This window comes from Curtobacterium sp. KBS0715, from assembly GCF_005938005.2.
Taxonomy (GTDB): domain Bacteria; phylum Actinomycetota; class Actinomycetes; order Actinomycetales; family Microbacteriaceae; genus Curtobacterium; species Curtobacterium flaccumfaciens.
The window spans coordinates 3,397,680-3,420,793 of sequence record NZ_VCCA02000001.1; the positions used below are offsets into that span (position 1 = coordinate 3,397,680).

The window sequence follows — 23,114 nt, forward strand, 5'->3', positions numbered from 1 at the left end:
GAGGGACGAAGTTGCTCGGACCATGCCGCGGCCATCAGCATCGCACAGTGCGATCGACGGTCAGCGGACGCTCGAGGCAACTGAAGGGGCACCCCCGTGCACATCTCGCGCCGAACTGCGCTCATCGGCATCACCGCCGCCGTCCCGCTCGTCACGACCGCACTCGCGGCCCCGGCCGACGCCGCCACCCCGTCCGGCGCGGCGGACTCCACCGGATCGACCGGTTCCTCCGGTACCTCCGACTCGGGCGTGCTCGCCGTGCAGCGCTGGCTCAACACGACCTTCGGGCACCTGCACGGGTGGGTGCACGTCGACGAGGACGGACTGACCGGCAGCGGCACCGTGCTCGGGATCGTGCAGGCCACCCAGTCGCTCCTCGGCATCTCCCCCGTCGTCGCGACGCTCGGGCCGACGACCCGTCGGAAGCTCGAGCAGCACGGCGACGTCGGGGCCGAGACGGGTGCCGACGCCGCGACCTGGTGCCGGCTCGTCCAGGCCGGACTCGTCTGCAAGGGTGCTGCGACCGTGACGCTCACCGGCGAGTACGACGCGGCCACCGTCGCGGCCGTGCAGGCGCTCCGGTCCGACCTGGGTGCCGAGCCCGGCGCGCTCCCGCTGTCGGCCCACCTGTTCGGCGCCCTCCTGACCGTCGACCCGGTCCGGCTCACCTCCGGCGGATCCCGATCGGTGCGCGCGGTGCAGCAGTACCTCAACCGCACCTACGCCGAGGCGACCGGCGGCGCGTACGGCAGCACGAGCGGGCTCGTCGACACGAGCACGTACTCGGCCGCGATCCGCGCGGTGCAGGTCGCGGTCGGTGTCACGGTCGACGGCGCCTGGGGACCGGGGACGGCTGCCGCACTCCGTGCCGCGGGACCGAGCGTCGTCGCGGTCGGGGCAACCGGCGCCTGGGTGCTGCTCGTCAAGGCGCTCCTGGTGCTGAACGGCGAGCGCGTCGTGTTCAGCAGCGCCTACTCGGCAGCGGACGCCGCGGTGGTCCGTGCGTTCCAGCAGTTCCAGGCGTTCCCGCCGGCCGAGCAGACCGGGACGTGCGACGCCGGCACGTGGGCAGCCCTGGCCGCGAGCACGGGTGATCCCGACCGCGCGACGACCGGTGCCGACACCGCGGTGCGCCTCGACGACGCCAGTGCGGCCGCCGTCCGTGCGTCCGGTGCCACCGGCGTCGGCCGCTACCTCACCAACCACCAGCAGTCCGGAGCACTCGACAAGGCCCTGACCCCCGACGAACTCCGCGCGATGGCGAGCGCCGGGCTCGGGCTGTGGCCGATCTTCGAGGAAGGCGGGTTCACTGCCTCGTGGTTCACCGAGGAGCAGGGTGTCCGCGACGCCCACCGCGCCCACGACGCCGCCCGACAGCTCGGGATCCCGAAGCAGACCACCGTCTACTTCGCCGCCGACTTCGACGCTTCGGCGGCGCAGGACGAGTCGCTCGTGGTGCCGTACTTCCGCGGCGTCGCCGCCGGCCTGCGGGACCGCGGGAACCTGTACAAGGCGGGCGTCTACGGCTCCCGCGCCACGTGCACCGCCGTGAGCAGCGCCGGACTCGCACACTTCTCGTTCGTCGCCGGGATGTCACCGGCCTGGGCGGGCAACCAGCTCGAGCCCCTACCGGGCAACTGGTCGCTCAACCAGATCCAGAACCGCACGGTCGGGTCGGGCAAGGGATCCACCGAGATCGACGCCGTGGTGGACTCCGGGCGCGACCCCGGCGTCCCCGCGGCTCGGCTGGTCGGCTGACCGGCTGCCGACCGGGATCGAGCACCGCCGTGACCACCACGACCCCGCGTGAGCCGCGCGCCGCGTTCCCGCACCGTGCCACCTACGTCTTCTCGAACTTCGAGGAGGCGATCTCGATGGACTGCTACTGCGACGAGGGCGCCGACCACTTCGGCGTCTACCCGTTCTACGACGAGGTCATCAAACCGATCATCGACGATCTGACCCGACGCTTCCGGCGCCGGTTCGGGAAGGAAACCCCGTGAACACCGCACACCACACCACCCCGACCACCGCCCGGCACCGCAGCCGTCGGACCGCCGCGACGGCCCTGACCCTCGGGCTGCTCGCGGCGGGCATCGCCCTGCCGACCACGGCGGCGAACGCCGACCCCCTGCCCACGTCCGCCGAACCGACGGGTTCCACGATGACCATCTCCCACGACGGTTCCCGTCCCGCGGCGTCGACGGCAGAGCTCGACACCATCGGCGCGCTCATCCTCCGACGGCTGGAGCTCGCCGACCCCGTGGCGGAGTCGAAGTGGCTCAGCGGCAAGCCGGTCGCCGACCCGGCGCGCGAACAGGCCGTCGTCGACGAAGCGGTGACCCTGGCGGAGCAGCAGGGCGTCGACCCCGTCCTGGTGACCCGGGTGATCCGCGCGCAGATCGCCGCGAGCAAGGTCGTCCAGCGTGGCCTCATCAACCACTGGACGCACAACCCGTGGACCGCACCCACGACGGCACCGGACCTGGCCACCATCCGGCCTCAGCTCGACGCCATCGACACGGACCTGGTGACCGCGCTCGGCCAGGTCCAGACCGTCGCCCAGGACCACCGGTGCGCGCACCTGGTGGACGCGGAGCGGAAGCACCTCGACGTCGGACTCGACTCGCTGCACCGGAAGGGGATCGACGTGGCCTGGCACACGTTCTGCGCCGCCTGACGCGGGCAGGGGACGAGCCGTCGTCATGAGCGGCCCTAGGATGTGGTGTTCACTGATCGCTCGACTCCGGGCGAGGAAGGACACCGCGCCAGATGAACCAGCGGCAGCTCGCCATGGAGGCGTCTCGACGAGCCATCATCGACGCCGCGGGGCAGCAGTTCGCGGCCTTCGGCTACGAGGCGACCACGTTCTCCCGTGTCGCCGAGGCGATGGGCAAGCCGAAGTCGGCGATCGGGTACCACCTGTTCCCGTCGAAGAAGGACCTGGCGACGGCCGTCATCGAACTGCAGCAGCAGCGCTGGCGTGAACTCTTCGACGCACTCCCCGCGCAGCCCGGCATCGAGCGGCTGACGGTGTTCCTCCTGACCACCGGGATGGACGTCCGCCGGGGCTCGGTGGCGGGCGGCGCGGTCCGGCTCCTGCACGAACTCGGCAAGGCCGGCGTGCCGGTGCCGCGCGGCTTCGACTGGTTCGAGATGACGCGGGGCGAGCTCGTCAGCGCCGGGGTCGCGGCGGCGGACGTCGACGCGGCCGCGGTCCAGCCTTCCGTCCTGCTGCTCCTCAACACGACGCTGGGCATGGTGGACGGTTCGACGCAGCTGACCGACGACGAGCTCGTGGCGCAGCTCAAGGCGCTGTGGGCACCGCTCTTCACGTCGTTCGGCATCGCCGGTGCGTCCGAGGTCATCGCGGCGGCCCAGCCGTACACGCCGAGTCCCTGACCGGTCGCCCGTCCGGTGCGCTCCTGGTCGAGCCGCACCGTACAGTGCACCATGACCGAAACAGCGCCAGCGCACCAGTTGCTCCACCTCGGGGTGCTCGCCGACTCCCGGAAGGCCGACGAGCGTCGCCTGCCGATCCACCCCGCGCACCTCGAGCGCATCGATCCCGACCTGCGAGCGGCGATGACGCTCGAGCGCGGGTACGGCCGCCGCTTCGGTGTCCCCGACGAGCAGCTCGAACCCCTCGTCGGCGCGATGGCCGACCGCGAACAGGTGATCGCGACGGCCGATGTCGTCCTGCTGCCCAAGCCCCTGGCGGCCGACCTCGCGGACCTGCGGGACGGTCAGACCCTCTGGGGGTGGCCGCACTGCGTGCAGGACCGCGAGCTCACGCAGCTCGCGGTGGACAAGCGCCTGGCACTGATCGCGTGGGAGGCGATGAACCACTGGCGTGACGACGGTGGCTTCAGCCTGCACGTGTTCCACAAGAACAACGAGCTCGCCGGCTACTGCTCGGTGATCCACGCGCTGCAGCTCTGCGGGTCGACGGGTGACTACGGGCGACGCCTCACCGCGGTCGTCATCGGGTTCGGTGCCACCGCCCGCGGGGCCGTGACCGCCCTGAACGCCCACGGCATCCACGACGTCCGTGTCCTGACGAACCGGGACGTCGCAGCGGTCGGGTCACCCATCCCGTCCGTCGACATCCTGCGCTTCGGACCCGACGACGCGTCACCGTCGGAGCTGGTGGTCACGACCCCTGACGGGCCGGTGCCGCTGGCGCCGTACCTGGCCGAGAACGACATCGTCGTGAACTGCACGCTCCAGGACCCGAACGCACCCCTCGTGTTCCTGGACGTCGAGGACTTGAGCGCGTTCCGTCCGGGGAGCCTCATCGTCGACGTGTCCATCGACGAGGGCATGGGCTTCAGCTGGGCCCGTCCGACGTCCTTCGCAGAACCGTTGACCACCGTCGGCGACACGACCAACTACTACGCCGTCGACCACAGCCCCTCGCTGCTCTGGAACTCGTCGACCTGGGAGATCAGCGAGGCGCTGCTGCCGTTCCTGCGGACCGTGATGTCCGGCAGCGGAGCCTGGGCGGGGTCGGAGACGATCCGTCGGGCGATCGAGATCGAGGACGGGCACATCCGCAACCCGGCGATCCTCGCGTTCCAGGGGCGCTCGGCGGAGTACCCGCACCGCGCCGCGGACTGACCCACGCCGGCCGGAACGCCGGAACGACGAAGGCCCCGGTGGAATCCACCGGGGCCTTTCGTCTTCCTGCTTGCCTGTGCGCTCGAAGGGACTCGAACCCCCAACCTTCTGATCCGTAGTCAGATGCTCTATCCATTGAGCTACGAGCGCGTGGCCTTGCGGCCGTGGAAGACTCTACAACAGGTGCGGCCCGGGCGCCAATCGAGGCGCTCCGGCCCCCGTGCTCGGCGTGTCGCGGGCGGTCTCCCACGGCCGCACCGTCACAGCGCCGCGGGCTCCTCGTCGAACACCTCGGCCAGGAACACCCGGAGCGCCTGCCACGATCGGCGGTCGGCGCGCTCCTGGTACTGCGCGCCGTGGTCCGGGGCGTCGGTACCGGGCACCGCGAACGCGTGCATCGCGCCCGAGTACGTCACGACCTGCCAGTCGACGTCCGGCGCCGCCCGCATCTCGTCCTGCCACGCGTGCACGGCCTCGTCCGGCACGACGGGGTCGGCGCCCCCGGTCAGGACGAGCAGCTTCGCCCGGATGTCAGCGGCGTCCGAGGGGTCGTGCGCGATGAGGCCGCCGTGGAACGCCACGGCACCGACCAGGTCGGCCCCGGTCCGTGCGAGTTCGAGTGCGGTCGAGCCGCCGAAGCAGTACCCCATGACGACGACGCGGGCGGGGTCGACGTCCGGGTCGGCGAGCAGTCGCTCGAGTCCGGCGGTGGCGCGGGCCCGCAGCAGCGGCAGGTCCTGGTAGAAACCGCCGGCGACCTGGGCCGCGGTGTCGTCACCCGGGCGGACGCCCGCTCCGTAGATGTCCGCGCCGAAGGCGACGTAGCCCAGTCGGGCGAGCATCGTCACCCGTGCTTCGACGTGCTCGTTCACGCCGTGCCAGTCGTGCACGACGAGGACGGCCGGACGACGGCCCGCGATCGCGGCGTCCTTCGCGAGCACACCGAGCAGTTCGGTGCCCTCGTGGTCGTAGGAGACGTCGTCGACACGGATGTCGGCGCCGGCGGGTTCGGGAACGGTCTGCAGGACGTCGTCGGTGGTGTTCACGTCGCCCGACGCTACGCCGCCGCTCGGTCTCAGGCCTCGATGTTGTCCCAGCCGTCGGGGCCGACGGACCCGGCGGCGTACTCGTCGAGGGGCGCCTTGCCGGCCTTCCACGCGTCGAGGAACGGGCCGACGACCTTCCAGCCCTGCACGGCGCTGTCGCCGCGGACCGACAGCGTGGCGTCACCCTCGAGCACGCCGGCCAGCACCTCGCCGTAGGCGCTCAGACGCCCGGGGTTGAAGGTCACCTCGAGGCTCGTGTGGTCGATCGTGTACGGGTCTCCGGCGCCGTTGACGTTGAGCTCGAGCTGCATCTCGTCCGGGGCGATCCAGATGCGCAGCCGGTCGGGCAGCTCGGTGCCGGTGAGCCCCTCGGGCACGTGCGGGGAGTCCTTGAACGTGATGACGATCTCGCGGCGCTGCGCGGCGAGCGCCTTGCCGGACCGCAGGGTGAACGGGACGCCGGCCCATCGCCAGTTCGCGATCTCCAGGGTGAGCTGGGCGAGGGTCTCGGTGCCGAGCGACGGGTCCACGCCGTCCTCGTCGACGTACGACGGCAGCTGGCGGTCCCCGACGGTGCCGGCGGTGTACCGGGCGCGCTTGCCCGCGGTGACGACGTCGCCACCCCACGGCCGGACGGCCCGCAGCACGAGCTCCTTCTGGGTGCGCAGGTCGTCGGCATTGATCGAGGCGGGGGCCTCCATCGCGACGACGGCCATCACCTGCAGCAGGTGGCTCTGGATCATGTCGGTGAGCGCCCCGGCCTTGTCGTAGTAGCGCGCCCGGCCCTCGAGCCCGAGGGTCTCGTCGTAGACGATGTCGACGCGCTCGACGTGCTGCGACGACAGCAGCGGCTCGATGATGCGGTTGGCGAAGCGCAGCCCGAGCAGGTTGAGCACGGTGGAGCGGCCGAGGAAGTGGTCGACGCGGTGGATGCGCTCCTCGGGGATGAACGAGTGCAGCAGGTCGTTGAGGTGCGAGGCGCTGTCGGCGTCGGTGCCGAACGGCTTCTCGAGCGCCAGGCGGGTGCCGGCGGGCAGGTCGAGGTGGGCGAGCTGCTCGCAGCTCTTCTCGGTGACCGCCGGCGGCAGTGCGAAGTAGATCGCGGGGTCGTGGTCGCACGCGGCGAGCAGTGCCCGCAGGTCGTCCGGGTCCGTGACGTCGGCCTTCCGGTAGGTCGAGGCGTCGACCACGGCCTGCAGTCGGTCCGGCAGTGACGTCTCCCCCGAGGCGCCCTCGTCCTCCTCGTTCTTGGACGCCTGCGCGTTCTCGAAGGACTCGCGCACCTGCGCCTTCCAGTCGGCGTCGGACAGGTCCTCGACACCGGCCCCGACGAGCTGGACGTCCCAGTCGTCCTTCACCTGGAGCAGGGTGGCGAGGCCGGGCAGGAGCAGGCGCTTGGACAGGTCGCCGCTGGCTCCGAGGATGAGCAGGCTGGTCTGGAGGCTCGACATGCTGCAGACCGTACTCACCGTCCCCGGTGGACGGCCGGGCCGCTACGGTGGTGTCAGTCCGGCGCGAGGGAGCACCATGAGCAGTGGGTACGAAGGGCGACGCCTCCGTGTCGCCGTGGTCGGGACGGGCATGATCGCCGGGGTCCACGCCCGGGCGGCCCGGGCCTCCGGTGCCGAGGTCCTCGGTGTGCTCGGCCGGAACGCCGCCCGGTCGGAGCAGGTGGCGGCGCAGCTCGACCTGCCCCGTGGCTACGCCTCCCTCGACGAGGTCATCGCCGACGCCCCCGACGTCGTGCACATCTGCACCCCGAACGACCAGCACCACCCGCAGGCGCTCGCGGTGATCGCGGCCGGCATCAACGTGGTGTGCGAGAAGCCCCTGGCGATCGACCCCGCGCAGGCCGCCGAGCTCGTCGCCGCCGCCGACGAGGCCGGTGTCGTGGCCACGGTGCCGTTCGTGTACCGGTACCACCCGATGGTCCGCGAGATCCGGGCGCGCATTGCCGACGGGGAGCTCGGCCGGCTGCTCGCGGTGCACGGCCACTACCTGCAGGACTGGATGCTCGACGAGGACGCCTCGAGCTGGCGCGTCGACCCGACCTCGAGCGGGCTGTCCCGCGCGTTCGCGGACATCGGCTCGCACTGGTGCGACCTGGTCGAGTTCGTGACGGGTGAGCGCTTCGCCTCGGTGTCCGCGGCGACCGACATCGTCTACCCGACCCGGCCGGCGGCGTCCGGTCCGTCGTTCTCCGGCTCCCCCGACCCGGACCCGGTGGCCGACGCGGCCGAACGCGCCGAGGTCACCACCGAGGACACCGCCGTCGCCACCTTCCGCACGGCCACGGGCCGCATCGGCAACGTCGTGATCTCGCAGGTCGCCTCGGGCCGCAAGAACCGCCTGTGGTTCGAGGTCGACGGCACCCGCGGCAGCGCGGCGTTCGACCAGGAGCAGCCCGAGTCGGCCTGGTTCGGCAACGAGCGCGGCGCGCAGATCGTGGTCCGCGACCCGTCGCAGGGGTACCCGGACCAGCGCCGGCTGGCGATCGTGCCGGCCGGGCACCCCCAGGGGTACCTCGACGCCTTCGCGGCCTTCGTCGCCGACACCTACACCGCGGTCCACACCGGGGTGGCCCCCGACGGGTTGCCGACGTTCGCGGACGGCGCCCGCTCCGCGGACATCATCGAGGCCGTGATCGGCAGCGCGGCCGAGACGACCTGGCGGGAGATCCGGTGAAGCTCGGCATGCTGACCGCCTGCCTGCCCGGCTGGTCGCTCGACCGGATCGCCGGGTTCGCCCAGCAGCAGGGGTACGAGCGGCTCGAGGTCGCCGTCTGGCCGGGCACCGGCGGCCGTGACTTCGAGGCGGCGCACCTGCCGGTCGCCACGTTCACCGACGAGGACGCCCTGGCCACCCGCGACCTGCTCGACCGCACCGGGCTCGAGATCTCCGCGCTCGCCTACTACGAGAACAACCTGCACCGGGACCCGGAGCACCGTGCCGCGGTGCGGACCCACCTCGAGCACGCGATCGACACCGCGCAGGCGCTCGGCATCCCGTACGTCGGCACCTTCATCGGGCGCGACACCACGAAGTCCGTCCGCGAGAACATGGCCGAGGGGAACCGGGTCCTGCCCGAGCTCGTCGACTACGCCGGCGAGCGCGGCGTGCGGCTGGTCATCGAGAACTGCGTGATGGAGGGCTGGCACCCGGACGGGTACCCCGGCAACATCGCGTACTCCCCCGAGCTCTGGGGCTGGGTGACCGGTCTGGGCTTCGGGCTGAACTGGGACCCGTCGCACCTGACGTGGATCGGCATCGACCCGGTCGAGACGATCCTGCCGTTCGCCGAGCACATCGTGCACGCCCAGGCGAAGGACCTGGAGCTCTTCCCCGAGCGGCGCAACGAGTACGGGTTCTTCGGCAAGGTCGACAAGGGCGACGACCCGTGGGACATGGGCTGGTGGCGGTTCCGCGTGCCGGGCCGCGGTGTCGTGGACTGGCCGCGCGTCGTCGACCGCCTCTACGAGGCGGGCTTCGAGGGCACGCTGAGCGTCGAGCACGAGGACCCGCTCTGGGGCGGCACCGACGACAGGGTGCTCGAGGGGCTGCGCATCGCGCACCGCACGCTGCGTCCGCTGATCGCGCAGGAGCAGTAGCGAGCACCCACCGGCAACGAGCGCGGGGCCTTGGACTGGAGGCCCGGATCACGTGACCGACGTCGGTCACGTGATCCGGGCCTCCCGTCCACTCCGCGTGGACCGACCACGCGTGTTGCCGATGTGAACGTCGTGTGACGAGTTCGGCAGGGGTCTGGCGAGTCGCCTGTGCGTCTTCGTAGGTTCGACGGCGATGAACACTTCCCACACCACCGGAACCGCCGGTGCGACGACCCGACGACGCCTCGGCGCCGGCGCGGCCCTCGCCACCGCCGGGGTCCTGGTCGCACTCTCCGTCCCGTCCGCAGCCGTCGCCGCCGAGGGCGACACGACGATCGACATCATCGACGTCAACGACTTCCACGGTCGCATCGAGTCCGAGGGCACCGCCGCCGACAAGGCCGCCGGCGCCGCGAAGCTCGCCGGCGTCGTGCAGTCGTACCGCGAGGCCAACCCGAACACGATCTTCGCCAGCGTCGGCGACAACGTGGGCGCCTCGACCTTCACCTCGCTCATCCAGCAGGACTCCCCCACGATCGACGCCCTGAACGCCATGGACCTCGACGTCAGCGCGATCGGCAACCACGAGCTCGACAAGGGCCAGGACGACCTGAAGAACCGCATCGACGGCCGCGCCGACTGGCCGTACGTCTCGGCGAACATCGTCACGGCCGGCACCACCGACCCCGCGTTCACGCCGTACTCCATCGTGGAGAAGGGCGGCGTGAAGGTCGGCTTCATCGGCGCGACCACCGAGGACCTCATCCCCGGGCTCGTCAGCCCCGGCGGGGTCGAGGGCCTCGCGATGGCCCCGATCGTCAGCCAGGTCAACCGGTACGCCGAGCAGCTCACGGACGGCAGGGACGACAACGACGAGGCCGACGTGCTCGTCCTGCTCGTCCACGAGGGCGCCACCACGAGCGCGCTCGCCGACGCCACCGGCACCGGCGCCTTCGGCAAGATCACCTCCGGCGTCTCGTCGAAGGTCTCGGCCATCGTCTCGGCGCACACCCACGCGACCTACAACCACTCCATCGCCGGCCCCGACGGCACGAAGCGTCCGGTGATCCAGGCCGGGTCCTACGGGGTGAACCTCGGACACCTGCAGCTCACCGTGGACGCGGACAAGCAGCTCACCGGCATCACGTCCTCGGTCACCTCCGTCAACGAGGACAAGCGTGTCCCCGCTGACACCACCTCGGTCACCGAGGTGAGCGACATCGTGACCGCCGCGAAGGCCGTTGCCGACGTCAAGGGCGGCGAGAAGCTCGGCGAGATCACGGGTGACCTGCGTCGCGCCGTGCAGTCCGACCGCAAGGCCGAGAACCGCGGTGGCGAGTCCGTGCTCGGCAACTACATCGCCGAGGTCCAGCGCAGCGCCACCGCGCGCAACGGCTCGAAGGTCGCCTTCATGAACCCGGGCGGCCTCCGCACCGACATGGTCTACGCGTCCAGCGGCGCCGGCGACCCGGACGGCACCGTCACCTACAAGGAGGCCGCGCTCGTCCAGCCGTTCGCCAACACCCTGGTGACGAAGGACATGACCGGCCAGCAGATCAAGAACGCCCTCGAGCAGCAGTGGCAGCCGGACGGCCTCGAGCGTCCGTTCCTGAAGCTCGGCGTCTCGGACGGCTTCGCGTACACCTACGACTCGTCGAAGGGCCGCGGCGAGCGCATCACCGGCATGACCCTCGACGGCGAGCCGATCGCGCTGACCGACACCCTCAAGGTGACCGTCAACTCGTTCCTGTCGACCGGTGGCGACAACTTCGCCGCCTTCGCGACCGGCACGAACGTCGCCGACTCCGGCCAGGTCGACCTGCAGGCCCAGGTGGACTACTTCACCGACCACCCGAAGGTCGATCCCCTGAAGGACCAGCGCGCCGTCGGCGTCACGGTCACCCCGACCCCGGCCGGTGGGTTCCAGCCCGGTGACGAGATCGAACTCGACCTGTCGTCGCTCGTGTTCAGCAGCGAGGACCCCGCGGAGGCCGGCACCGTCTCGGTCAGCGCGGACGGCAAGGAGCTGGCGTCGTCGGCGATCGACCCGACGATCACCGACAAGAACGACGAGCAGGGTCGCGCGACCCTGACCGTCACGGTCCCCGAGATCGAGGCCCCGGCGGCACGCGCCGCCGCCCGCACCGCCGGCTCCGTCTCGCTCGCCGCGGTGGCCGAGCCCGTCGCCACGACGGACGCACCGCTCGTGGTCACCCTGCCCGGCCAGACCATCACCCTCGCCGTGACGATCCCGGTCGCCGCAGCGGTCGACCCGACGGACCCGACCGACCCCACGGACCCGACGGACCCGGTCGACCCGACCCCGGGCACGGGCGGCGGGGTCACCCCCGGCCCCGGCGCGGGTGGCGGTGACGACGCCGGCATCGGTGGCGTCGGCGGGACCGACGACGACCCGCGCGCCGGTGGCGACCTCGCCTACACGGGTGCGGACCTGACCGCTCCGGCGATCGCGGCGGGCCTGCTCCTGCTCGCCGGGATCACGGCGCTCGTGGTCCTCCGCCGCAACCGCGTACGACGTGCCGCGACGGTCCTGACGGACTGACCCCGAGCCTGCGGGCACACACGCGAACGGGCCGTCTCACCCTGGTGAGGCGGCCCGTTCGCGTCGGTCAGGAGGCCCGGCACAACTCCGGCGCACGCGTCGCGCGACCCGGCGGTCACGGTTGCTGTCCCATCCCGGTCGATCACTGCGGATCCGCGGATCCGCGGGGTACTCTCGGGGTTGTCGCACCGCGACGCGTCGTGCCGGGTCGCTTTCAGCAAGTCGACGGTGGTTCCGTTCGGCGAGACTCCGCGACGCGGGCGTCCTCCGCCTCCAGGGAAACGGCGGAGGACGCCCACCCTGGCGTCGCAGCGACTCAGCTCAGCGGAACAGCTGCTCGCCGATGTACGACCCCTTGCGGGGTGCCGGCGGGACGGCGAACACCGCGGAGCCGATGTGCGAGACGTACTCGTTCAGCCGGTCCGAGGCGCCGAGCTTCCGCTGCAGCCGCGTGAAGTGGTCCGGGTCGTTCACGTAGGCGATGAACAGCAGCCCGGCGTCGAGCTGGCCGTACTCGTTGAGCCCGTCGGTGTAGTTGTACGGCCGCCGCAGGATCTTCACACCGCCGTTCGCCTCGTGCGCGGCGAGCGCGATGTGCGACGTCGCGTCGATCTTCGTCGCACCGTCGCTGTCCTTCGCGTGGAAGTCCGGCGTGGTGTGCTCCTGTCCGCCGGAGAGCGGTGCGCCCTGGATCTTCGTCCGCCCGAACACCCGCTGCTGGTCGCTGACGACGTCGGCGTCCCACGTCTCGATGTTCATCCGGATCTTCCGCACCACCTGGTAGCTGCCGCCGGCCATCCACCCGGCGTCGCGGTCGAGCCAGACGAACCGGTCGTGGTCGGCGTCGGTCGTGATGTTCCGGGTGCCGTCCTTGAACCCCATCAGGTTGCGGGGCGTGCTCTGGTGCGGCCCCGCCGATGCCCGGCCGAAGCCGAGCACGGTCCACCGGACGGTCGCGGTGCCGCGGGCCATCCGTGCCAGGTCGCGCACCGCGTGGTACGCCACCTGGGGGTCGTCGGCGCAGGCCTGCAGGGACAGGTCGCCCCCGGTCAGCCCCTCCTGCAGGTTGTCGCTCGGCAGGGTCGGGATGTCGGCGAGCGACGCCGGGCGCCGGTCGGCCAGCCCGAAGCGCTCGTCGAAGACGCCGGGCCCCAGGCCCACCGTGACGGTGAGGGACGCGGGTCCGAGGTCGAGCGCCTCGCCGGTGTCGGCGCCGACCCCGTTGCCGTGCGCCGGTTCGACGCTGCCGACGGTCTTGCCGGCCTGCAGCTGGGCGATCGCGGCCGACCAGCGGGCGAGGAGCACCTGCAGCTCGGTCGTGACGGTGGTCGACAGGTCGAACGTCATGTAGACGCAGTACCGCTGCGGGGTGGTGCGGATCCCGCCCTGCGGCTGCCGTGCCGCGGTGGCGTAGAACGGCTGGCTCTGCGACAGGTCGATCGACTCGTCACCGTTCGTCGCCGCCGTGAACGGGTTCACGCCGGTCGCCGCGGTGGCGCCGCCGATGCCCGCAGCCGCCCCGACCCCGGCACCGGCCACGGCCAGGCCGGCGCCGAACAGCCCGCGGCGGGAGACGTTCGCCCGGGGTGCCTCGTCCGGCTCGGTCACGCGGTCGCGACCTTCTCGGCCAGGCGGGACAGCGGGTCCTGGAGCGCCTGGATCTGCTGCGAGATCGTGTTCGCGTCAGACTTCTTGGTCGCGGCGTCCCAGCTGGCGAAGCCGCCCAGGTCGTCGGCGTCGCGGTAGCCGTCCATCAGCGTGTTCGTGGCGTCGAACTGCTTCGCGATCTGCTTCGTCAGGGTCGGGTCGAGCTTGGTCAGCCCCGGCTTGAGGTACGCGAAGGCCTGACGGGCACCCTCGACGTTGGCAGCGAGGTCGACGAGGTCGATGTGGCTGTACGCCTCTTCCTCGCCGGTGATCTTGTTCGACTGCACCTCTTCGAGCAGGCCGGCGGCACCGTTCGCCAGGTCCTCCGGCTTGTAGTCCAGGGTCGGCACCAGCTTCGCGAGCAGCTGCACGTCCTCGGTCAGGTCCGCGGCGGTCTGCTTGGTCGACGCGGTGATCTTCCCGGCCTGGAACAGGTCCTTCTCGACGGCGTGGAACCCGCTCCAGCCGACGGCCGGGTCGAGGTTCGAGGCGCGCATGTCGATCAGGTAGTCGAGGTTGCCGGCGTTGTCGGTGGCCTTGAACCCCTTCTTGACGAAACCGTCGACGTCGCTCTCGACGTGCTCGTAGAACGGGCGGGCGTTCGCGTAGTCGGTCTTCGCCGCGACGAGGTCGCCGGCGTCGATGTCCTTCTGCAGCTGCTGGACGGCGGCGACCATGTCGGTGACCTGGCCGTCGACGTAGGTCGCGTAGCCCTTCGTCCCGTCGCGGAGCAGGGTCGAGGCGCTGCTGTTCGCGGTCGACGCGGCCTTGCCGGTGACGGTGAAGTCCGTCAGCTCGGTCTCGGCACCGGGGCAGTACACCTGGTACTTCCCGCCGGTCAGCGTGGCGGTGAAACGGACGGCGTCGAGGCCGGGCGCCAGGTTCTCCTTCTCGCCGAGGATCCGCTGGTCCTGCAGCAGCTCGACCTCGGTGATCGCGGTCGACGACTCGTTTTTCACCGTGAAGGTGACGGGACCCGCGGGGACCTTCGTCGAGGACACCGCACAGGCGTCCTGCCCGTCGTTGGTGAGCGTGATGGTGACGCGGGAGACCTTCGCGTCGCCGGAGCCGGAGCCGCCGGCCTCGGCGGACCCACCGGCGCAACCGGTGAGCGCGAGGGCGGTGACGGCGCCGAGGGCGCCCAGGGTGATCAGGGGTCGGACGGGCTTACCGAAGGACATGGTCGGTGCTCCTTGCAGGGTCCGCGGCCGGAGGGCCACGAGCGGGGACGGGTTCGGGGGTGGGGGTGGTGGGGAGTCGCCGGCGACGGCGGTCACGGAGGGCCAGCAGCGCCTGCGCGGCGGCGGCGATGCCGAGGGCGATCGGCAGCCAGGCCTTCCAGAGCAGCAGGTCGGCTGATCGTGAGTCCGCGGCGGCCACCGAGGCGGCCGACCGCTCGACGCGGGCGTCGGGGACAGACCAGACGGTGCGGTCCAGGCTCGTGGTGCGCGCGGACGGGAGGCCCCCACCGCTCAGCGTCAGCACCTCGCGTTCGTCGCGGGCCGCGTCCAGGACCCCACCGCGGACCGTCCACAGGGTCACCGTGTCGCGCACGGCCCAGCGGGCCGCGAACGGACCGGGGTTCGTCGACGGGGAGACCCCGACGGGCAGGCGGCCGAACAGGGTGACGAGGTCGTCCAGGGTCAGCGTCGACGGACGGTCGGCGCCGCTCCCCTGATCGCCGGCCCCGTCCTGCACGACGCGCCACCGGTCGGCGGTCACGCCCGCGCGGGTGACGCGGCGGTGAGCCGACGTCGGCAAGTCGAGTCGGGCCTCCTGGCCGGTTCCGGTGCCGGCCACCCGCAGGACGCCGGACGCACCGTCGACGCTGGCGGAGACGGAGCTGGCGTCGCCACTGACCGCGGTCGTGCGGGGCAGGTCGACCCCGCCCGTCGGCACGGCGATCGCGAGCGCCGCTGCGGCCACGGCCAGTGCACCGGCGACGACGGCGCGCACCCGGGGCACGCGCTCCGGCGACGGACGCCAGGCGCGCGGCCACAGGGTCAGGGCCAGCACCGGGACGACGTAGAGGAACCAGCCGAGCACCTCGATGACCCGCGGGTCCGGCGGGATGCCGAGCACGCCGGTGACCAGGGCGCCCTGCACCGAACCGTTCGGGGCGAGCCACGACAGGTCGACGGTGCGCTGCTGGCCGATGACGATCCAGCCGGCCTCGTGCGCGCGGCGGAGGACGGTCAGCACCAGGCCGCCGGCGACGAAGACCAGGAAGACCCCGGTGCCGGTGAAGAACCGCGACAGGTTGAGGCGGACGCCACCGGTGTAGATACCGAAGCCGACGACGACCGCGGCCCCGATGCCGATCACGGCGCCGAGGGCGGCGAGGCCGGTGTCCGACGACGCCTGGAACGTGGCGAGGAGGAACACCGAGGTCTCGAAGCCCTCCTTCAGGACGGCGAGGAACGCCATGCCGGCGAGTGCCCAGGCGGTGCCCCGGCCGAGCGCCGCGGTGGCACTGGCCTCGAGGTCGGCCGTCAGGGTGCGCGCGTGCGTGCGCATCCACACGATCATGCCCGTCACGAAGACGACGGCGACGATGCCGATGACCGCCTCCATGCCCTCCTGCTGGGCCTGCGGCAGCGCCTGCTCGACGGCCTGCAGCCCGAAGCCGACGGCGATGCTGAGCAGCACCGCGAGCCCGACGCCCGACCACATCGGGGCGAGCGGGACGCGGTTGCGACGCAGGAACGCGGCGATGATGCCGACGATGAGCGTGGCTTCGAGGCCTTCACGGAGACCGATGACGAGAGTGGCGAGCATGACGAAGGTGAGGCTAACCTAACCGCCGAACGGCCCGCCAGTCGTGCGACGTGATGTTTGATGGTTCTCATGAACCTGCTGTCCGTCGACGGCCTGGCGTCGGTCACGAACGTGCTCGACCTCGCCGGGGTCTTCGCGTCCGCCCTGCTCGGCGGCTCCATCGCCCGCGCGATGGACTTCGACCTGTTCGGGTTCCTGGTCGTCGGGTTCGTCTCCGGACTCGGCGGCGGGATGCTCCGCGACACCCTGCTGCAGAACGGACCACCCGTCGCACTCGTCGACCCGCTGTACGTGCCGGTCGCCGTCGCCGGGGCGCTCATCGCGTTCCTCGTGTCGTTCTCCGAGGTGACGTGGGACCGGCTGTTCACCGTGCTCGACGCCGCCGTGATCGGGTTCTGGGCCGTGGTCGGCGTGCAGCGGACCTACGACGCCGGACTCGACTGGCCCGCCGCGATCATCATGGGGACCATCACCGCGGTCGGCGGCGGGGCCATGCGCGACCTGCTGCTGCGACGGGTGCCGGCGGTGTTCGGCGGGAACGCGCTGTACGCCACCGTGGCCGTCGCCGCGTCGGCCGTGATGGTGATCGCCTCGGCGCTCGGGTCGCCGTCGCTCGGCATCCTGCTCGCGATCACCCTGTCGCTCGGGCTCCGCTGGGGAGCGGTCCGCCGGGGTTGGGGGCTGCCGAACGGCCGTGACTGGCAGCCGAAGTCGACCCTCGGTTCGCTGCTGCGGCGTGGTCGGAGCCTGCGGCCGGACGCGCTCCGGTTGCTCCGGCGTCCGGGCCGTCGGACCGGTGCCGGAAGTGTCCGGGAAGAGCACGAGGACTGAGGGGCTGTCATCCGCGGCGTCGCGACGCTACGATCAGTACCGCCGGGTATCGTCCTGGCAGTTCTACCGGGGATCGTCCCGGTGAACGCTGTCCGCACAGCACCGACGCGACCCGAACGCGCCGGTTCCGAGCAGACGTGGGGATGGGGGCTTCGCTGATGCCGCGCGGGATCAGACGCGCGGCGCGGCAGGTCTCCACCACGATGCTCTCCCCGACGACCACCTGCACAGGTCGAAAGCAGCAACCGATGAGCGACGACGCTTCCCCCACCCAGCGCATCCCGCGTGCCGAGGTCCGGGAACGCCTGCTCGCCGCCGGAGCCGCGGTCTTCGCCGAACAGGGTGTGTACGGTGCCCGGCTCGACGACGTCGCCGCACGTGCGGGGTTCAGCAAGGGTGCGGTCTACTCGAACTTCTCGTCCAAGGAAGACCTGCTCGCGCAGGTCATGCAGCGGTCCACGAACCTGGTGCTCGGCTCACTGCAGGAGCTCGTGCACGCCGACATCGCCGCCGTCGACGTCGGGGACGTCCTGCGCGCCGCGTTCGGGCAGCACGACCAGAGCGAGCAGTTCGCGCTGCTCTCGGCGTTCCGCGGGTACGCCGTGCGCCACCCGGAGTTCCTGCCCGAGTTCATCCGGCAGCGCCGGGTCCTGCAGGACGGGGTGCTCGAGCTGGTGCGGCTGTGGCTCGGTGCGCACCCCGAGGTCGACGTCGGCATGACCCCGGAGGAGTTCGCGACCGTGCTCATCGGGGCGAACGTCGGCCTGGTGTTCGACGCGCCGGCGCTGCCCGGCGTCGACCCGGGTGAGCTCATCGCGACGCTGGTCGAGGCGGTCGTCCGCCGGCGCTGACGCGCGGCTCGGCGCGGGCGCGTGCGCGGGCGCGGGCAGAGCTGCGCGGTTCGTGCGGCGGTTGGGCGGTGCGTGCGGGGGTCGGGGCTGGGGCGGGGGCTTCGCACCGTGCGAGGTTCGCGAACCCGTGCCCGCTCGACCGCCCCGTGCCCGCCCACAGCCCCGCACCGAACCACCAACCACGCACCACCCGACGCACCCCGCACCGTGCAACACCCGCCGAGCCATCGCCCAACGGAGCCCGCACCGTGCGAGGTTCGCGACCCCGTGCCCGCTCGACCGCCCCGTGCCCGCCCACAGCCCCGCACCGAACCACCAACCACGCACCACCCGACGAACCCCGCACCGTGCGAGGCTCGCACGGTGCGCACGCGCGCTCGCGCTCGCGCCCGCGTCAGGCCGTGCGACGATCGCGACGACGGGGCTTCGGCCCGTCGTGGGACCAGGAGGACGACGGCAGCAGGCTCGGCGGCAGCAGGCGCGACCGCACGACTCGCAGGGCGGGCACCGACGCGTCGAGAGCGACACGAGCTTCGCGGACGTGCCGCTCCAGCGCCGAAGTGTCCACCGCTGCAGCCCCGTCGGCGGCGAAGCGCTCACGATCGACCGCGTCGACGGTGGCCTCCAGGTGCGGCACGACCGAGGCCGGCAACCCGGGACGCAGTCGTCCGAGCACGGCTCGGGCGGTCCGGGCCACGGCGGCGGCATCACCCGGCGGCGCGATGCCCGGGGAGTACCCGTGGTCGGCGACGTCGTCGAGCAACTCCCGCCAGGCCTGCACGGCGGGCGACCGGCCGGCGGCGATCGCCGACAGCCTCGACCGGCGGCGGACAGCGCGCACGAGGCCCGGGGCGACGAGGACCGCGAGCACGAGCAGCAGCCCCACGAGCAGCCCGACAGGGCCACCCGCGTCGCCGGAGCCGGACGCACCCGCGGCACCCGGCGCCGGGGAGGCCGACGGGGTCGGTGACGCGGAATCCTGCGCCGGGGTGGTCTGCTCGGGCGCCGGCAGCGGGGTCTCCGGTGCCGCCGCGGTCGGCGAGGCCGAGGGCTCCTCGGACGGCGCGGCCTCGTCGGAGTCGGGCGTCGGCTCGAAGGCGACCCACCCGGCGCCCTGGATGTACAGCTCGGGCCAGGAGTGCAGCTGCCGGTTCGACACCGCGTACTCGCCGTCGGCCTGCGGCGACCCGGCCCGGTACCCGACCGCGATGCGCGAGGGGATGCCGAGCGTGCGGGCCATCACGGCCATCGCGGACGAGAAGTGCACGCAGTACCCGTCGCGGACCCGCAGGAACGTCGAGACGACGTCCATGCTGTCGCCGTCGTAGCCCTGCTCGACGGGGGCGGTCTCGGAGTACGTGAACAGGTCGCTGCGGAACCACTGCTCGAGTGCCCGTGCCCGCCCGTAGTCGTCGGTCGCGGCTGCGGCGACGCGGGTCGCGGTGGTCGAGATGTTCGCCGGCAGGTCGTCGGGCAGGGCGAGGTCGGTGCGCAGCTGCTGGCGGCTGGGCTCCCGGAAGCCACGGCCGTCGGAGCGGGCGAGCACCCCCGAGGCGGCGACCGCGTCGAGGTAGTCGTTGGCGAAGGTCGAGGCCCCGTAGACCTCGTACATCGCACCGCGGGCGGTCGCGGCTCCGGTCGACCGGACGGTGCTCGAGTTCCCCATCCACCGCCACTGCGACAGGTCGAGGTTGGTGGACTGCGACTCGATCGACACCGCGCCCGACGGCACCGGCAGGTAGGTGCTGGACAGCCCGGTGATCCGGACGGTCACGTCGCCGCGGCTCGCGAGGCGCGGGTTGACGCCCTCGGCCCACTGCTGCTCGTCGGCCGTGTCGGCCTCGGCCGCGTTCGTCACGGTCGGCACCCAGTCCCCCGTGCCGAACTCGTCCAGGTCGGCGAGCTTGAGGTACTCGGGCTGTCCGTCCGACGAGCGGTAGCGGAACACCTCGAGCTCGCTCGGGCGGCGCAGGTCGTTGCCGAGTTCGAGCAGGGTGCCGGGCCGTCCGGGCTGGATCGGCGACTGGATCGCACCCGTCACGCCGGACAACCAGCTGGCGTTGAGCGGCACGATCGTCGGCAGCCCGATGGCCACGACGAGCCCGATCGCCCCGACCACGGCGGCCGGCAGTGCGCGCTGCACGGGGCGGACGGACAGCCAGAGCAGGGCGAGGAACGCCACCGCCGTGGCGATGACGAGCGGGGTGCCGGCCGGCTGCCCGGTGATGACACCCGGAACGATCAGGATGACCAGGGCCGGTGCCGCGGCGAGCGACGGGATCCGCGCGATGGCGGCGAGGAACAGCGAGACCGCAGCGACCCAGCCGATCGACGCGGTGACCACGAGCCGGATCGCGTCGGTCTGCGGCAGCGGTGCGGGATTCAGGCGGATCGCGGCGAGCGTCTCCCCGAGGGCCCCGTCCGCGTCGAGCCACCCGAGCGGTTGGATGTCGTTGACCAGGGCGGCGGCGCACGAGCAGGCGATGACGGTGCCGACCAGGACGACGAAGCGGATACCGGGCGTCTGGCGGCGCACCGCGAGCATCACGGCGACGAGCACGGCGACGACGACGACGCCCGACGCCCACCAGGCGATGCCCTGCACGAGCGGCCGGATGGCGAGTGCGGCGAGGAGCACGGGCACCGGCGCGAGGGCCACGACCCAGGCGCTCGGGACGTCACGCAGGTCGTCGTCGCGCTCGAGGATCTCGCGCACGTCGGCACGGCCACGCGCGGGTGCGCTCACCCCGGTCACCGTGCGGCTCCGGACGGCGTCGCGCCGACGACCGGCACCACGAGGGTCCGCCAGCCGCCACGGTCGAGGATGCCCCGCACGGCCGGGTCCGGCGGCACGATCGTCGCCAGGATGCCGCGGCTCGACCCACTGGTCGCGCTGACGAGCTCGGCGGCTTCGTCCGCGGTGCAGGTGCCGGTCACCACGGCGGTCATGCCGTGCACGTCGCGGCCACGGACCTCGGGCAGGACGTCGGTCACCTGTCGCGCGTCGGAGCGGAGCCGGACGTCGGCGAGCCCGACGAGCACGTCGGTGAGCCCGCCGACGTCGCCCGCGTGCCGGGTCGCGCCCTCGGGGCCGTCGAACACGAGCACGACGCGGGAGGTCCGGGCGGCGAGCGCCCGGGCGACACTGGCGGCCACCACGACGGCGTGCTCGAAGGCCTGTTCGCCGCCCAGGTCGGAGAGCTCGGCGAGGTCCTCTCGACCGAGCCGCTGGTAGGACTCGCGCCGGACGTCGAGGGCGATCACGGCCTCGGGCGGCTGGGCCTGGGTGGTCTGGCGGACGTGGAGTTCCCCGCGCCGTGCACTCTGGGCCCAGTGCACCCGGCGGATCGGGTCGCCCGGTCGGTACGGGCGGAGTTCGCTGTCGTCGGCGGAGCCGCCCTGTCCGACCCGGCCCTCGTCGGCCGAGACCGCACCGGCGAGCGCCCCGGCGTCGATCGCCCCGAGGGGTGCCGAGGCCGGGACGACGACGACTTCTTCGACCGGGACGACGGGACGGTCGATCCGGAGCAGGCCGAACGGGTCCTCGACCCGGATCGTCACCGGCCCGACCAGCGTCCGGCCGCGGTGCATCGCGAGCGCCTCGACGTCGAGCACGGCGGGCGGCAGGTTCGGCCCGACCTCGGCGTAGGTCTCCGCCTCGGCCAGGCTGGCGAAGGCATCCTCGAGCTGTTCGCGCACGAGCAGCGTCGCCCGCGGGCCGATCCGCAGGCTGGTGCTGCCGAGGGTGATGCGTTCCCGGTAGACCTCGCCCACCTGGACGATCGCCCGAGCGGTGCTGCGGCTGCCGCGGAGCGGGGTGGCGACGACGAACGCCATCGCGATGCCGAGCACGACCAGCACGAGCAGCAGCAGGCCGGCCGTGACGGCGACGCTCGTGGTGCCGACCAGGCCGCCGCCGACCAGGCCGATGCCGACGGCGATGACCGTCCAGCCCCGGATCGTCGGGCGCGGGAACGGGGTGCGGCGTGCCAGTGACAGCCCGCGTCGGCCGAACCGTGCCGCCGTGGACCGCGCGGCACCGACGCGTCGCAGCAGCGACGGCGGTGCCGATGGAGCGGCCATCAGGAGCGGACGGGGGTGGCCGTGAACGGGATGGCGGTGTCGGAGACGATGCGGACGACGATCTCGCGCACGGTGTCCTCGCCGGTGCCGCCGAGCCCGCGGGCGACCGGCACGAGCCGGTGCGCGAGCACGATCGGGGCGAGCGTCGCGACGTCGTCGGGGGTGACGAACGGGCGGCCGAGCAGGGCGGCGTGCGCACGGGCGGCCTGCGCCAGGTGCAACGTCGCGCGGGGGCTCGCACCGAGCACGAGGTCGGGGTGGGTGCGCGTCGACCGGACGATCGCGATGATGTACGCCTCGACGTCGGGGGCGATGTGCACCCCGGCGACGGTCTGGATGATCGCCCGCAGTGTGCCGACGTCGACGATCGGCCGCAGGCGCGACAGCGGGTCGCTGCCGCCACGGTTCGCGAGCATCTGCCGTTCGGCGTCCACGCTCGGGTAGCCCATCGCGATGCGCGCCATGAAGCGGTCCCGCTGCGCCTCGGGCAGCGGGTACGTGCCCTCCATGTCGATCGGGTTCTGCGTCGCGACGATCATGAACGGCCGGTCGAGCGGGCGCGTGACACCGTCGACGGTGACCTGCGACTCCGCCATCGCCTCGAGCAGGGCCGACTGGGTCTTCGGGCTGGTGCGGTTGATCTCGTCGCCGATGACCACGTTCGCGAACACCGGGCCGGGCGAGAACCGGAAGGTACCGGACGACTGGTCGAAGATGTTCACGCCCGTGACGTCGGACGGCAGCATGTCCGAGGTGAACTGGATGCGGTTCACCGATCCGCCGACCGAGGCACCGAGCGCCTTCGCGAGCACGGTCTTGCCGACGCCGGGGACGTCCTCGACGAGCAGGTGCCCCTCGGCGAGCATCACCGTCAGGGCCGTGCGGATGGCTTCCGCCTTGCCGTCGATCACCGTGGCGACGGAGGCCACGATGTCGTCGCCCACCGCCCGCACGTGTTCGAGCGGGAAGGCGGGGTCGGTCGGGTCCGGCACGCAGGGCTCCATCGTCGGGGACAGGTGTCGTGCATGCTACATCGGGCCGGTGACAGCACCCGGTACGGGTGCACGGACTGGTCGTTCCGCGCACC

The 23,114-nt window shown here is 72.4% G+C and carries 18 protein-coding genes and 1 tRNA gene; 10 read left to right on the forward strand and 9 right to left on the reverse strand.

Annotated features, from left to right (window positions below; genetic code table 11):
- Positions 1-96 precede the first annotated feature (96 nt).
- From FFG40_RS16115 to FFG40_RS16135, 5 genes are all read left to right on the forward strand, one after another.
- Positions 97-1,758, forward strand: coding sequence for a glycoside hydrolase domain-containing protein (locus FFG40_RS16115; RefSeq protein ID WP_138804099.1), 1,662 nt, complete (start codon positions 97-99; stop codon positions 1,756-1,758).
- Between the two features lie 29 nt (positions 1,759-1,787).
- The gene (locus tag FFG40_RS16120) at positions 1,788-2,003 is read left to right on the forward strand and encodes a hypothetical protein (protein ID WP_138804098.1); all 216 of its coding nucleotides are present in this window, start codon (positions 1,788-1,790) and stop codon (positions 2,001-2,003) included.
- Positions 2,000-2,680, forward strand: coding sequence for a gamma subclass chorismate mutase AroQ (gene aroQ, locus FFG40_RS16125; protein WP_260678899.1), 681 nt, complete (start codon positions 2,000-2,002; stop codon positions 2,678-2,680). Before FFG40_RS16120 ends, aroQ begins: the two co-directional genes overlap by 4 nt.
- 92 nt (positions 2,681-2,772) lie before the next feature.
- Positions 2,773-3,402: a TetR/AcrR family transcriptional regulator gene (locus tag FFG40_RS16130; protein ID WP_138804097.1), complete on the forward strand. Its 630-nt coding sequence runs from the start codon at positions 2,773-2,775 to the stop codon at positions 3,400-3,402.
- A gap of 51 nt (positions 3,403-3,453) precedes the next feature.
- Positions 3,454-4,620, forward strand: coding sequence for a N(5)-(carboxyethyl)ornithine synthase (locus FFG40_RS16135; protein WP_138804096.1), 1,167 nt, complete (start codon positions 3,454-3,456; stop codon positions 4,618-4,620).
- 77 nt (positions 4,621-4,697) lie between these two features.
- On the opposite strand, the gene FFG40_RS16140 is transcribed toward FFG40_RS16135, so the two are convergent.
- From FFG40_RS16140 to FFG40_RS16150, 3 genes are all read right to left on the reverse strand, one after another.
- Positions 4,698-4,770, reverse strand: a tRNA-Arg gene (locus tag FFG40_RS16140).
- A 110-nt stretch (positions 4,771-4,880) separates the two neighbouring features.
- Positions 4,881-5,666, reverse strand: coding sequence for a dienelactone hydrolase family protein (locus FFG40_RS16145; protein ID WP_138804095.1), 786 nt, complete (start codon positions 5,664-5,666; stop codon positions 4,881-4,883).
- A 29-nt stretch (positions 5,667-5,695) separates the two neighbouring features.
- Positions 5,696-7,117: a glucose-6-phosphate dehydrogenase gene (locus FFG40_RS16150; RefSeq protein ID WP_138804094.1), complete on the reverse strand. Its 1,422-nt coding sequence runs from the start codon at positions 7,115-7,117 to the stop codon at positions 5,696-5,698.
- 76 nt (positions 7,118-7,193) lie between these two features.
- Here FFG40_RS16150 and FFG40_RS16155 point away from each other — a divergent pair, with 76 nt between their 5' ends.
- From FFG40_RS16155 to FFG40_RS16165, 3 genes are all read left to right on the forward strand, one after another.
- Positions 7,194-8,351, forward strand: coding sequence for a Gfo/Idh/MocA family protein (locus FFG40_RS16155; protein ID WP_185974216.1), 1,158 nt, complete (start codon positions 7,194-7,196; stop codon positions 8,349-8,351).
- Entirely contained in the window at positions 8,348-9,274 is a 927-nt protein-coding gene (locus tag FFG40_RS16160; RefSeq protein WP_138804093.1) for a sugar phosphate isomerase/epimerase, read from the forward strand. The genes FFG40_RS16155 and FFG40_RS16160 overlap by 4 nt, the downstream gene beginning before the upstream one ends.
- A 193-nt stretch (positions 9,275-9,467) precedes the next feature.
- On the forward strand, positions 9,468-11,837 hold the full coding sequence (locus tag FFG40_RS16165) for a bifunctional UDP-sugar hydrolase/5'-nucleotidase (protein WP_138804092.1): 2,370 nt from the start codon (positions 9,468-9,470) through the stop codon (positions 11,835-11,837).
- 321 nt (positions 11,838-12,158) lie between these two features.
- On the opposite strand, the gene efeB is transcribed toward FFG40_RS16165, so the two are convergent.
- From efeB to efeU, 3 genes are read right to left on the reverse strand one after another with little or no spacing between them, the layout of a single operon-like run.
- On the reverse strand, positions 12,159-13,445 hold the full coding sequence (gene efeB, locus FFG40_RS16170; protein ID WP_138804091.1) for an iron uptake transporter deferrochelatase/peroxidase subunit: 1,287 nt from the start codon (positions 13,443-13,445) through the stop codon (positions 12,159-12,161).
- The gene (gene efeO / locus FFG40_RS16175) at positions 13,442-14,665 is read right to left on the reverse strand and encodes an iron uptake system protein EfeO (RefSeq protein WP_138804090.1); all 1,224 of its coding nucleotides are present in this window, start codon (positions 14,663-14,665) and stop codon (positions 13,442-13,444) included. The genes efeB and efeO overlap by 4 nt, the downstream gene beginning before the upstream one ends.
- A complete protein-coding gene (efeU, locus tag FFG40_RS16180) occupies positions 14,652-16,262 on the reverse strand; it encodes an iron uptake transporter permease EfeU (RefSeq protein ID WP_138804089.1) in 1,611 nt (536 codons plus the stop codon). The genes efeO and efeU overlap by 14 nt, the downstream gene beginning before the upstream one ends.
- Positions 16,263-16,331: 69 nt before the next feature.
- Here efeU and FFG40_RS16185 point away from each other — a divergent pair, with 69 nt between their 5' ends.
- The gene (locus FFG40_RS16185) at positions 16,332-17,093 is read left to right on the forward strand and encodes a trimeric intracellular cation channel family protein (RefSeq protein WP_111038270.1); all 762 of its coding nucleotides are present in this window, start codon (positions 16,332-16,334) and stop codon (positions 17,091-17,093) included.
- A gap of 248 nt (positions 17,094-17,341) precedes the next feature.
- Positions 17,342-17,944, forward strand: coding sequence for a TetR/AcrR family transcriptional regulator (locus FFG40_RS16190; protein WP_185974217.1), 603 nt, complete (start codon positions 17,342-17,344; stop codon positions 17,942-17,944).
- Between the two features lie 394 nt (positions 17,945-18,338).
- Here the strand turns inward: FFG40_RS16190 and FFG40_RS16195 are convergent, their stop codons facing one another.
- The 3 genes from FFG40_RS16195 to FFG40_RS16205 are packed head-to-tail and all read right to left on the reverse strand — an operon-like array spanning position 18,339 to position 23,031.
- Positions 18,339-20,690, reverse strand: coding sequence for a DUF3488 and transglutaminase-like domain-containing protein (locus FFG40_RS16195; protein WP_138804087.1), 2,352 nt, complete (start codon positions 20,688-20,690; stop codon positions 18,339-18,341).
- 5 nt (positions 20,691-20,695) lie between these two features.
- Positions 20,696-22,027, reverse strand: a complete 1,332-nt coding sequence (locus tag FFG40_RS16200) for a DUF58 domain-containing protein (RefSeq protein WP_138804086.1) — start codon at positions 22,025-22,027, stop codon at positions 20,696-20,698.
- Positions 22,027-23,031: a MoxR family ATPase gene (locus FFG40_RS16205; protein WP_071246894.1), complete on the reverse strand. Its 1,005-nt coding sequence runs from the start codon at positions 23,029-23,031 to the stop codon at positions 22,027-22,029. The genes FFG40_RS16200 and FFG40_RS16205 overlap by 1 nt, the downstream gene beginning before the upstream one ends.
- Positions 23,032-23,114: the final 83 nt, after the last annotated feature.

What these genes read in the sequence shown, in the direction of transcription:
- efeO (WP_138804090.1), bottom strand. Translation starts at nt 14,665, where the DNA reads ATGTCCTTCGGTAAGCCCGTCCGACCCCTGATCACCCTGGGCGCCCTC.
- FFG40_RS16150 (WP_138804094.1), bottom strand. Translation starts at nt 7,117, where the DNA reads ATGTCGAGCCTCCAGACCAGCCTGCTCATCCTCGGAGCCAGCGGCGAC.
- FFG40_RS16205 (WP_071246894.1), bottom strand. Translation starts at nt 23,031, where the DNA reads ATGGAGCCCTGCGTGCCGGACCCGACCGACCCCGCCTTCCCGCTCGAA.
- FFG40_RS16185 (WP_111038270.1), top strand. Translation starts at nt 16,332, where the DNA reads ATGAACCTGCTGTCCGTCGACGGCCTGGCGTCGGTCACGAACGTGCTC.
- FFG40_RS16135 (WP_138804096.1), top strand. Translation starts at nt 3,454, where the DNA reads ATGACCGAAACAGCGCCAGCGCACCAGTTGCTCCACCTCGGGGTGCTC.
- FFG40_RS16165 (WP_138804092.1), top strand. Translation starts at nt 9,468, where the DNA reads ATGAACACTTCCCACACCACCGGAACCGCCGGTGCGACGACCCGACGA.
- FFG40_RS16155 (WP_185974216.1), top strand. Translation starts at nt 7,194, where the DNA reads ATGAGCAGTGGGTACGAAGGGCGACGCCTCCGTGTCGCCGTGGTCGGG.
- FFG40_RS16200 (WP_138804086.1), bottom strand. Translation starts at nt 22,027, where the DNA reads ATGGCCGCTCCATCGGCACCGCCGTCGCTGCTGCGACGCGTCGGTGCC.
- efeU (WP_138804089.1), bottom strand. Translation starts at nt 16,262, where the DNA reads ATGCTCGCCACTCTCGTCATCGGTCTCCGTGAAGGCCTCGAAGCCACG.
- FFG40_RS16130 (WP_138804097.1), top strand. Translation starts at nt 2,773, where the DNA reads ATGAACCAGCGGCAGCTCGCCATGGAGGCGTCTCGACGAGCCATCATC.
- FFG40_RS16190 (WP_185974217.1), top strand. Translation starts at nt 17,342, where the DNA reads ATGAGCGACGACGCTTCCCCCACCCAGCGCATCCCGCGTGCCGAGGTC.